The following is a 10702-nucleotide window of genomic DNA, read 5'->3' as shown; positions in this document are numbered from 1 at the left end:
GATGACGGCCCGATCACCGGTGGCCACCGGGCCCGAGCAGGTCTTCGGGGACCTGCGGGAAGTCGCCGCGCGCGTACGCCGGGGCCTGGAGGCGGAGGTACCCGAGTCCGCGCCGCTCCCTGCCGGGGCGGAGGGGCTCGCGCAGGCCGGGGCCGCCGCCCGGGAGATCGCCGCCTGCGCCGTGCAGGAGCGGGCGCGTGTGCTGGCGGCGGGCGCCCGCGGGCTGGAGAAGCTCGCCGAGGGGCGCGCGGACGAGGTCGACGAGGACGAGTACTTCGGCGTGGAGGCCATCGTCCTGCTGGAGGGCCGGCCCGCGATCCTGGTGCAGGGCCGGGACTTCCCCTCCCAGCAGGGGGACTGGGCGGTCCTTGACGGGCACCGGGCCGCGATCCGCGAGTCGATCGCCCGGGTGGGCCGCGTCGACGTCGAGGGCCATCCTCGGCTGGCCTGGGTCGGCACGGCGTTCCTCGTCGCTCCCGGCGTGGTGATGACCAACCGCCACGTGGCCGTCGAGTTCAGCGCCGGCCGTGACGGCGACGGCGACGGCGGCGTCTGGACGTTCCGGCCGGGGATGTCAGCCCGGCTGGACCTGGCCGAGGAACTGGACACCGCGCCCGGGGACCCGTCGCTGGAGTTCGCCGTCACGGAGGTGGTCGGCGTCCACCCGGAGGTCGACCTGGCCCTGCTGCGCGTGGACACCGCCGCGGACGGCCGGGCCCCGGCGACGCCGCTCGCGGTGGCCGCCGACCCGCCCGGCGACGTTCCCGGCCGGCCCGTGTACGTGGTCGGCTACCCGGCGGAGGACGGCCGCCGCAACGAGCCCGAGGCGATGCGCCGCATCTTCATGGACGTCTACAACGTCAAACGGCTCCAGCCGGGGACGACGACGGGCCTGGCACCGGACCGGCTCACCGTCCGGCACGACTGCTCCACCCTCGGCGGCAACAGCGGCTCCCCGGTCTTCGACCTCGCCGACCACCGCGTCCTCGGCCTGCACTACGGAGGCCGCTACGGCTTCGGGAACTACGCGGTCCCGCTGTGGGAGCTGGTCGACGACCCGCTGCTCGCCCGGGCCGGGATCAACTGGGTGTGACGCGCAGGGCGTCGCCGACGAGTCGGACGGCCCGCGACAGCCGGCCGAGCTGCTGGAGTTCGACGGCGTACATGCGGATCGAGTTCTCGATGACGGCCTCGCCGACGCCGAGCGCCGGCAGCTCGGCCCGGCTGGTCTCCAGGGCGACGCGGACGGTCCGCATCTCGTGCTGGAGCTGGAGCTGGGCGTGCCGGGCGAGGAGGACGGCGCTGCGGGTCAGCGTGGAGTAGCTGCCGTAGCGGGCCGGGAGCAGGTCCCGGAGCCAGCGCATGGCCGTGCGTTCCCAGTCCTGGGTGCCCGGAGCCTTGACCTGGCAGGGCCAGTCGGGGCTGAGGGCGGGGGAGAGCGTCTGGCGCATTCTCGTCGCTTCCGAAGGGTGTCGAACTGTGATCGAGACGTCGGTGGGCGGCGGCCCCGGCCCAGGGGTTGACCGGGGGCCGCCACAAGCGCTCTGGATGGACCCGCTGCCGGGACCGGCACCCGGGCAGGACGTGAGGAGGAGTCGTCCGGCCCGGGTATCCGTTCCGGGAGGGCGTTAGGGGTCGCCCTCCTTGGCGCGTCTGACGGATCCGGCGCGCTGCTCAGTAAACATATATACCGTCGAGTAAACAAGAGAATGAAAAATTACATGCGCCTCGACGGCATGAAAATCCGCAGGCCACTCCAGGTCAAACCGGTCTCTAGAGGAAGAATCCGTGCTGGTCGGCGACCTGCTCGTACCCTTCGAGCCGCGCCTGCGTCCGCTCCGGATCCGCATCGGCCATCGCCTGGAGCAGCGCCGCCGACAGCATGCCCGGCGCCGCGTACGAGTCGAACACCAGCCGCGCCCCGGTCCCCGCGGTCAGCGCCACGTCCGCCTCGTCCACCAGCGGGCCCAGCGTGTGGTCGGTGATCAGCGCGATCTTCAGCCCCGCGTGCCGGGCCGCCCGCAGCGCCGACAGCGTCTCCTTGGCGTGCCGCGGCATGGCGAACGCCAGCGCCCACGTCCCGCCCGCCTCCCGCGACTGGAGCAGCGCGTCGTACGCGACGCTGCCGCCCCGGGTCACCAGCCGCACGTCGGGGTGGATGCGCCGCGCCGCGTACGCGAAGTACTCGGCCAGCGACACCGAGATCCGCAGGCCCAGTACCGTCAGCGGCACCGAGCGGGCCAGCTCCCGCCCGATGTCCAGCACCTGGTTGGTGTCCGCGAGCAGCCGCCGCACGTTCTCCAGGTTCTCGATCTCCGCGTCCACAGCCGCCTGGAGCTCGTTGCGCCGGTACTGCTCCCGCGCCTCCGGGGAGCCCGCCACCGCGCTCAGCGCCATCGGCTGCAGGACGTCCCGCAGCGCCGGATAGCCGCTGAACCCGAGCGCCGTCGCGAAGCGCGTCACCGACGGCTGGCTGACCCCCACCCGCTCCGCGAGCTCGGTGATCGACAGGAACGCCGCCTCGGTGAGGTGGTCGATGAGGTACTGCGCGATACGCCGCTGGCCGGGCGAGAGGCGGCGGCCGTCGAACAGGGCGCGGACCCGGTCACCCGGGGCCCTCTCCTGGTCGGGCGCCTGCCCGCTCGGCGTGATCGCAGCCGCCTGGGCGCGTGCCTGCTGCCCGGATGACACCGGTGTGCCTCCCTCTCATGTCACTCGTCTTCCAACATAGCTCACGCCCTGTGGTCGCCCCCGGGCGCTCCGCCCCCGCTCCGGCCTGCGAGACGGCCGTCGGGGAACCGTACGGCACCGGACCTGTCGCGGCCCGCGCAGACCTGCAAATATGATGGGCACGGTCTGGGGCGCAGCACGCCGCGAGAACCGAGAGCAGGGACGAGCGACGTATGGATGCAGCCGGGAGCAGTCCGTGATCCCGCGCCGCGGCCCCCGGTCGCAGAGCGCGGACGACCTGCTGAGCACCCTCGGACGGCTCACCGCCCGCGCCCGCGCCGGCGCAGAGAACCAGCAGGCCCGCGTCGAGCTCGCCGAGGCCCTCCAGCGCGAGATGCTCCCGGGCTCCCTGCCGTCCGTCCCCGGCCTGCGCACCGCCGCCCGCTACTCGCCCGCCCGGCACGGCCTCGACATCGGAGGCGACTGGTACGACGGATTCCGGCTGCCCGACGGCGCCCTCGCGTTCTCCATCGGCGACGTCCAGGGCCACGACGTGGAGGCCGCCGCCTTCATGGGGCAGGTCCGCATAGGCCTGCGCGCCGTCGCCTCCGTCGTCGACGACCCGGGCGAGGTCCTCGGCAGGACCAACGACGTGCTGCTCTCGACGGGGCCCGAGCTCTTCGCCACCTGCACCCTGCTCCGCTTCGACCCGCAGACCTGGGAGCTGGAGACGGCCCGCGCCGGCCACGTACCCGCGATATGGGCCACCGTCGACGGCCGCCACGGCATGGCCGAGGACGAGGGCGGCGTCCCCCTCGGCATGCTGCCCGGCGCCGGATACGCCGTCACCCGCCGCCGGCTGGACCGGGCCGGCTCCATCGTCCTGCTGACCGACGGCGTCGTCGAAGGACCCGCCTTCCCCATCGACGTCGGCCTCGAACGCGTCCTCCGCGTCGTCCGCGAGGCGGCGGGCGCCGACCCCGCCGAACTGGCCGCCGAGGTCATGCAGGTCGCCGACTCCACCGGCCACGCCGACGACGCCGCCGTCCTCGTCATCAGCCACGACGGAGGCGGACGGGGCGCCGAGTAGCGCGTGTCACGCCCGGCCCCGGGGCGCCGCCTGTTGTCTGATGCTGTGGTGCGTACCGTGGAATGGCGAGCCCTCGCCGCCGACGTCCTCCGGATCCTCGCGGTCGCGGTCGCCTACTACGCAACCGGACAGGCCGGGCTCCTGCTGAGCATCGTCGTCGACGGCGCCATGGTCACCCCGCTGTGGCCGCCCACCGGCATCGCCCTCGCCGCCCTGCTGTGGTTCGGCCTGCGCGCCTGGCCGGGGATCACGCTCGGCGCATACCTGAACATCGAGCACCTCGCCTCCTTCGAACCCGGGGACGCGGGGCTCCTCCTCGGCAACACCCTCGCGCCCGTGTGCGCGTACCTTCTGCTGCGCCGGGCCGGGTTCCGCACACAGATGGACCGCCTGCGGGACGCCCTGGCCCTCGTTTTCCTGGCGGGCCTGCCGGCCATGCTGATCAGCGCGACCATCGGCTGCGCGATGCTCGTCGCCACCGGCGACCTGCCGCCGTCGGAGTTCTGGCCGGTGTGGGCCGCCTGGTGGGCCGGCGACGCGATGGGCGTCCTCCTGGTCGCACCGGTGCTGCTGGTCCTCCCGCACGTCACCCTGCCGGCGGACGCCTACCGCGCGGCCGAGGCGCTGGCCCTGGTCGTCACCTGCGGCCTCGTCACCACCGTGGCCTGCCGCAGCTCCCTGTCGGTGCTCTTCCTCGTCTTCCCGCTGCTGATCTGGGCCGGCGTCCGCTTCCAGCACGTCGGCGGCGCGCCGTGCGCCCTGCTGGTCTCCGTCATCGCGATCTCCGCGGCGATCGACCAGGCGGGCCCCTTCGCCGACCACACCCTGTTCGAGATCATGGTCAACCTCCAGGCGCTCAACGGCTCCGCGGCCCTGACCGTGCTGCTGCTGTCCGCCCTGGTGACCGAGCAGAACAACATCCGCCTGCGGATCGAGCAGGTGTGCGAGGATCTCTCCGAGGTCGTGGAACGCCTGGCCCCGCGGCGGAACGGGACCGACGACTGACGGCGGCCGACGGCGACCGGCTGGGCCCGTCCCGCGGCCCCGGGACGCGGACCGGGGGCCCGCCGGCATTCGGCAGGCCCCCGTCGCCCTGCGGCTGCTAGCCGCGGCCCTGCGTGTCCTGGGCGACGATGAAGTACTGGCCGCAGTCGCCGCCGAACCTCCACTTCCCACGGCCCACCCACTTGCCGTAGACGGTCTTGCCGTTGCTGCACTCGGTGACGGACCGGGCCTGTCCGCTCCTGACGGTGCAGACGGCGCTCCAGGTGTTGACCTTCTGCTTCCAGCCGGTGCAGCCGTAGTTGCCGGCGGCGGAGGCCGGGGCGGCCGTGGCCACCGCGCCGAGCAGGAGGCCGGCCGTCGCGGTTGCCAACGCCGCGCGGCGCAGCGCGTCGTGCTTCACAGTGCTTCTCCCCGTAAGTGCCCGATCGGGCAGTCGACATGGATCGCGAACCGCTCCGGATGGAGCGTTCTTGATCAGCATACGGCGCTGGACCGGCCGGTGCGGAATCGGCCGCCGCGGGGCATACCGCATCAACGAACCAGTGTGCGGCGCTGGTTGCCCACCGTGAACCAGGGATCCGGAACTGCGGTCGCAGGAGCCCGCGGCGCGTGGCGGTGCCCCGGCAGGCGCCGCCACCCGCCGAGGGGGCGCACCACAGGGCCCGCACCCCGCGGCCTGCCGTCGACCGCTGCGCGGGTGCCCGGGCTGCACCCTCGTGTGCGATCGCGACGACCGCCCGCCGGGACTCCGCCGCCCCGCGGCCGGGCACGGCACCTGTCCGCTCCGGCAGGTGACGGCCCGTCGGGCTGTCAGTGCGCGCACCTACGTTGACGCCCATGAGCCGATCCATGCAGGCACTCGCCTACGCACGCCCGTCGTCCCTGGCCTCCGACCCGCAGGGGCACCTCCTGGGCCTGGAGACCGCCGGCGGCCTCACACCCGCGGGCCCCGAGGAGCACCCCCGGTTCTTCGCCGGGTTCCTGCGCTCCCCGCAGGCCGCGGCCCGGGGGCTGCTCGCCGTCGCCGACGTCGCCGCGGCGCGCTACCACCAGCGCACGCTGCGCGCGTCCCTCGACCCGGTCGTCACCGCCAACGGGGACCGGCTCCGGTTCGAGTCGTTCTCCGGGTGCTGCGGCGTCTACGCCCGGCTCGACGTGCTCCCCGAAGGACTGGACGGCGCCGACACCGGCCACGGCACCACCAACGTCGACGTCAACAACCCGCTCCGGGAGGCGCTGTCGCGGCTCGCCGGCGACGACCCGATGCACCTGCGCGTCGGTCCCGAGGAACTCGCCGTCACCACCCTGGAGGGGCCCCTCGTCGAGAAGAAGGTGCCGCTGCCCGACCGCTGGCTGCGCGGCTTCGCCGAATTCCAGGTGGTCTCCGCCGGGTTCGACCTGCGCGCCGAGCTCTCCGCCGCCGAAGCCGTACGCTTCCTGCGCACCCTCCCGCGCACCGCGCCCGGCGGCAGCGGCGCCACAGGGCGGGCGGCGCCGCTGTGGGTCGTCCCCGCCGGGGCCTCCCTGCGCCCCACCACCCGGCCCGTGCCCGGCGCCGTCTGCCTCCCCGGGCCCGAGCGGCTCGCCGCGCTCCAGCGGGTCCTGCGGCACGCCACCGGTCTGCGCGTCTACGGCCCCGCGGCACACGGCGGCGCGCCCACCGCCTCCGCCTGGGAGGTCGCCGCCCCCGGCATGCGGCTCACCCTCACCCTCTCCCCGGAGCCTTACCGCGGCTTCTCCGGTGAGGGCGGCGTCCTCGAAGCGCTCGCCACCGACGACGCTGCCGCCGACGCCGACCTCGTCTCCGTCCTCCTCGCCTGGGAGCCGCGGATCGACACCGCCGACCTCGCCGAGCAGTCCGGGCTGACGGTTCAGCGGGTCCGCGCCGCCCTCGTCCGCCTCGGCACCGCCGGCCGCGTCGGCTACGACGCCGCCGAAGCCGCCTACTTCCACCGCGAACTCCCCTACGACGCCGCCCGCACCGAACGCCACAACCCCCGGCTCGGCGCCGCCCGCGCCCTCCTCGCCGACGGCAGCGTGGCCCTGCGCGCCGACGCCACCGCGACCGTCGCCTCCGGCGAGCGCCGCTACCAGGTCCGCGAGTCCGCCGGCGGGGTGCTGAGCTGCACCTGCCAGTGGTGGGCCGACCACCGCGGCCGCCGCGGCCCCTGCAAGCACGCCCTCGCCGTACGCATGGCCCGGCGCGCCGAGGCCACCGCCGCCGCAGCCCGCACCACCGCCACCCGCACTCCCGGAGGAACCCGATGAGCAGCGCCGCCGTCCTCGAAGCCGTACGCCGGAGCGCCGGCGACACCCTCCCCGCCCTGCTCCAGGCCCTCACCCGGGCCGAGCGCCGCGCCCTGGTGCCCGAACTGACCGCCCTGCGCCGCGAGGTCCGCGGCTGGGACTGGTCCCGCTGGCAGGAGCGGGAGCGCATACGCCGCGGCCTGCTGCTCGCCGGGGCCGCCTGCCACACCGGAGCCGCGGCCGCCGCCTCCTGGATCGCCGCCCGGGACCTCCGTACGGACAACCCCGCACGGCGCAGCGCACTCCTCCTCCGCGTCCTCGCCGACCGCGACCCGGCCTGGCTCGGCGATGTCGCGCACCGCCTCGCCGCCCGCGCCGCCACCGCCGAGGAGGACTACCCGCTCATCCGCGAACTCGTCCGCCGGGCCGGCTGCACCCTGCCCACCGGCGACGCCTTCGTCCACGGCTGGGTCCGCGAGATGAGCACCGGCGGCCCCGGACGCTCCGCCGGCCGCGGCCGGCCGCTGCGCGAGGTGCTCCGGGAGGAGCCGCACCTGCGGGCGTTCGTCCCCCTGCTGTTCGAGACGGCCGAGCCCGCCGAACCGCTCTCCTGGCACGTCCGCTCCACCGACGGCTGCGGCTGGCCCGCCGAACTGGCCGGGCTCGCCGCTGAGGGCGTCCTCGACCGGAGCGCCCTCGCCGACGGCTGCACCGCCCGCCTGCTGCGCGGCGGCCGCCCCGCCCACCTGTCCTTCTTCCTGGAGCTGCTCCGCACCCTCGACCTCACGCAGGACGAGCAGCAGGCACGCGCCGGCGACTGGATCGCCATCGCCGGCGAGGCGCCCTCGCCGCTCGCCGGGCACGCCCAGGGGATCCTCGCCGGCCTGGCCGAGGCGGGCCGGCTGACCGCCGAACAGCTGGCCGAGATGTCCGCCGCCGTCCTCTTCCGACCCGAGAAGAAGCTCGTACGCGCCCAGCTCGTCCTCCTCGGCAAGGCCCTGCGGCGCCGCCCCGGCGACCGGGCCGTCCTGCTGCCCGCGGCCGCGGCGGCGTTCGGCCACGCGGACACCGCGCTCCAGGAGCGCGCCCTGCGGCTCGCCGCCGCACACCTGCGGCCCGGGGACGACGACCTGCGCGCCGAACTCGCCGCCCACGCCGAACTCCTGGGTCCGGTGCACCGGCGCGCCGCGGCCGACCTCCTCGGCGCCGTCGCCGCAGGCGCCGAGGCAGGGCCCTGCGAGGACCTGCTGCCGCCGGCGCCGGAGCGCCGCCGGCCGGCGCCGGCCGCCGACCTGTCGCTCGCCGCGACGGTGGAACTGGTCGCGGCCCTCGCCCACGCCCGGCAGCCGGCCCCCGCGGAGTTCGAGACCGCCCTCGACGCGCTCGTCCGCCACGCCCACCGCGACCGCGCCGCCCTCGCCGCGGCCCTGCACCCGGCCCTCGCCGACCGCCGCTGGCTCCAGACCGAGGGCTGGACGGACCCCGAGTGGTTCGACGGCGTGGAACTCGTCGCCGCGGCGGTGCTCGGCTGCGTCCGGGCGGTCGACCTGCGGATCGCGGGGAGCCGCCGGGGCGTGGGCTACCCGCACGACTGCCTCCACGCCGCGCTCGGCGCGGTCACCACGGCCCGCACCAGGGAGGCTGCGGCCCGCATCCTGACCGACCCGCTGCCGTTCCTGCTGGCCATCCCCTCCTGGGACACGGGCACGCTGGAGCCCCTCGAACTCGTCGCGCGCCTCGCGGAGTACCGGCGCCTCGGCGCCGAACCCGCCCCGGCCGACTTCGCCCAGGCCCTGCTGCGCGTCCGGCGCGACCCGGAGGCCGCCGCGGCGGCCACCGCGCTGGGCACCGCCGAGGGCGGGCGCCTCGCCGCCTGGCTCGCCTCCGCCGGGGAGCCGCCGCGGACGGTGCGCCGGGTGCGGGAAGCCGCCCCCGCGGTGAGCGGCCTCGGGTGGGACAGGACCCGCGAGCGGATGCCGCGCATCGTCGTCGAACTGTCCGAGCGCCCCGAACTGCAGAGCGAGTCCTTCCCCGCGGAGTTCCGGCGGCTCGGCCGCCCGTACGCCGACACCGGCCGTCGCTGCTACCACTGGAACGGGTACGAGCTCGCCCAGCACCCCGTCATGCCCGAGGACCGCGAAACGCAGGCCGTCTGGCTGCTGCCCGCGCTGACCGCCTGCGCGACGGGCGGCGAGCGCGGGGCCGGGGAGCTGCTCTCCCGGCTGGCCGAACTGGGCGGCCCGGCCGGCCCCGTCCTGCACCTGGCCGTCGCCACCGGCCTCGGCGCCCGGCACGCCGAGGACCGGCTGGCCGCGGTGGACGCCCTGCTGGTCCTCGCCGCGCGCGGGGAGCTGGACGCCGCGCTGCTCGGGCGGGACGTCGCCGAACTGCTCGCCCTCGGCACGGTCAAGCCCAACCGGCTCGCCGACGCGGCCCGCACGGCCGCCGCCACCGGCGCGTACGCCCTCACCTGGACGCTGCTCGCACGGGCCCTGCCGGCGCTGCTGGCCGGCGGCTCCGGGGCGCGGGGTGCGGGGGAGGTGCTGGCCGCGGCCGCGGACTGCGCCGAGCGGTGCGGGGCCGCCGGGCCGGTGCCCGAGGGGCTGGCGGCGGCGGCGGAGCGGGCGGGCTCTTCCCAGCTGGCCGTGCAGGCGCGGCGGTTGCGGGCGGCGCTCGCCGAAGCGGCCGCGCGGGCGGGAGGTGCGGCGCGGCCGGTGCCGGGCGCGGAGGCCGCGGCCTGAGGCGGGGCGGCCGGGCGGTTCCGCCGGGGCGGGCCCGGGAACGCGTACGCCCGGCAGCGCGGGGGAGCGCTGCCGGGCGGGGGAGGTCCGAGGAGCGGTCAGACCTTGGGGACGCGGACGACGACGGTGCTGCACACCTTGTCGGCGAACGTCTGCTTCTTGTCGTCCCACAGCGGCCACAGCCAGCCGATGTAGCAGGGCAGGCCATCGAGGATGTGGGCCAGCTTGCGGACGAACGCCATGCCGAAGCCGAGGGTGTTGCCGTCGGCCTCGCGGCGCAGGCTGATGCCGACGATCTTCTTGCCGATCGACTGGCCGGTGGCGCCTTCCTTGTACAGCTGGAAGATGCCCATGCCGAACGCGTAGAGCGCGCCGATGGCGAAGAAGATGCCGGGCTCGGCGGTGGCCGAGTTCGAGGCGGTGGCCAGGTCGATGAAGCCGAGGGCGTACATCGGGCCGACGATGATCAGCAGGTCGAGCAGGTAGCCGCCGAAGCGGAGGCCCCAGTGGGCGAGTTCGGGCATGCCGGCGCCGGGCATGCCGGGGGCCGGGTAGCCGCCGTACGGAGCGCCGGCCGGCTGCTGCGGGTAGCCGTACTGCGGGGCCGCGCCCGGCGCGGGCTGCTGCGGGTAGCCGTACTGCGGCGGCACGCCCTGCGGGGCCTGCTGCGGGTGGCCGGGCTGGCCCTGCGGGGGCTGGCCGTACGGATTGTTCGGGTCGCCGAAGCTCATGGCGAAATCTCTCCGGTGTCGGAATTGGGGACGATGCGGACCGAGCGGAGGAACGACACCATATGACCGGTTTGCTCCCCTGAGCTGCCGCGATGTTGCGCGCATCATCGTGGTCGTTCACGCGTGCGGTTGTCCAATCCGAATCGCTCCGGAGGGGCTGCGGAGCGGGCGTTCGGGCCCTCTCGGACGAGCCCTCCGGGGCGGCGGGGCGGCGATCG

9 protein-coding genes are annotated in these 10702 nt (G+C 75.6%); 5 read left to right on the top strand and 4 right to left on the bottom strand.

The features are described from left to right. The first annotated feature begins 1 nt into the window (after position 1). Complete coding sequence (locus ACZ462_RS18415) at positions 2-1093, top strand: trypsin-like serine peptidase (protein ID WP_467809101.1); 1092 nt, start codon at positions 2-4, stop codon at positions 1091-1093. Here ACZ462_RS18415 and ACZ462_RS18410 read toward each other — a convergent pair. After that, positions 1080-1451: a hypothetical protein gene (locus tag ACZ462_RS18410; protein WP_467809102.1), complete on the bottom strand. Its 372-nt coding sequence runs from the start codon at positions 1449-1451 to the stop codon at positions 1080-1082. The two genes, ACZ462_RS18415 and ACZ462_RS18410, sit on opposite strands and share 14 nt — an antisense overlap. Before the next feature lie 322 nt (positions 1452-1773). Then, the gene (locus tag ACZ462_RS18405; RefSeq protein ID WP_467809104.1) at positions 1774-2691 is read right to left on the bottom strand and encodes a MurR/RpiR family transcriptional regulator; all 918 of its coding nucleotides are present in this window, start codon (positions 2689-2691) and stop codon (positions 1774-1776) included. Between the two features lie 235 nt (positions 2692-2926). On the opposite strand from ACZ462_RS18405, the gene ACZ462_RS18400 reads away from it, so the two are divergent. Next, the gene (locus ACZ462_RS18400; RefSeq protein ID WP_467809105.1) at positions 2927-3760 is read left to right on the top strand and encodes a PP2C family protein-serine/threonine phosphatase; all 834 of its coding nucleotides are present in this window, start codon (positions 2927-2929) and stop codon (positions 3758-3760) included. A 45-nt stretch (positions 3761-3805) separates the two neighbouring features. Next, entirely contained in the window at positions 3806-4765 is a 960-nt protein-coding gene (locus ACZ462_RS18395; RefSeq protein ID WP_467809107.1) for an MASE1 domain-containing protein, read from the top strand. 97 nt (positions 4766-4862) lie between these two features. Here ACZ462_RS18395 and ACZ462_RS18390 read toward each other — a convergent pair whose 3' ends face one another. Further along, entirely contained in the window at positions 4863-5165 is a 303-nt protein-coding gene (locus ACZ462_RS18390) for a hypothetical protein (RefSeq protein WP_467809109.1), read from the bottom strand. Between the two features lie 437 nt (positions 5166-5602). Between ACZ462_RS18390 and ACZ462_RS18385 the strand changes: the two genes are divergently transcribed. Together ACZ462_RS18385 and ACZ462_RS18380 are read left to right on the top strand one after the other, a co-directional pair. After that, positions 5603-7033 (top strand): SWIM zinc finger family protein, encoded by a 1431-nt coding sequence (locus ACZ462_RS18385; RefSeq protein WP_467809110.1) that lies wholly within the window; start codon positions 5603-5605, stop codon positions 7031-7033. Then, complete coding sequence (locus tag ACZ462_RS18380) at positions 7030-9753, top strand: DUF6493 family protein (RefSeq protein ID WP_467809111.1); 2724 nt, start codon at positions 7030-7032, stop codon at positions 9751-9753. The genes ACZ462_RS18385 and ACZ462_RS18380 overlap by 4 nt, the downstream gene beginning before the upstream one ends. 98 nt (positions 9754-9851) lie before the next feature. Here the strand turns inward: ACZ462_RS18380 and ACZ462_RS18375 are convergent, their stop codons facing one another. Beyond that, positions 9852-10484, bottom strand: a complete 633-nt coding sequence (locus ACZ462_RS18375; RefSeq protein WP_467809112.1) for an RDD family protein — start codon at positions 10482-10484, stop codon at positions 9852-9854. Positions 10485-10702: the final 218 nt, after the last annotated feature.

The organism is Streptomyces sp. NPDC031121, assembly GCF_055570615.1.
Note: the sequence above shows the minus strand (reverse complement) of the source record. Positions and strands in the feature narration are given on the sequence as shown.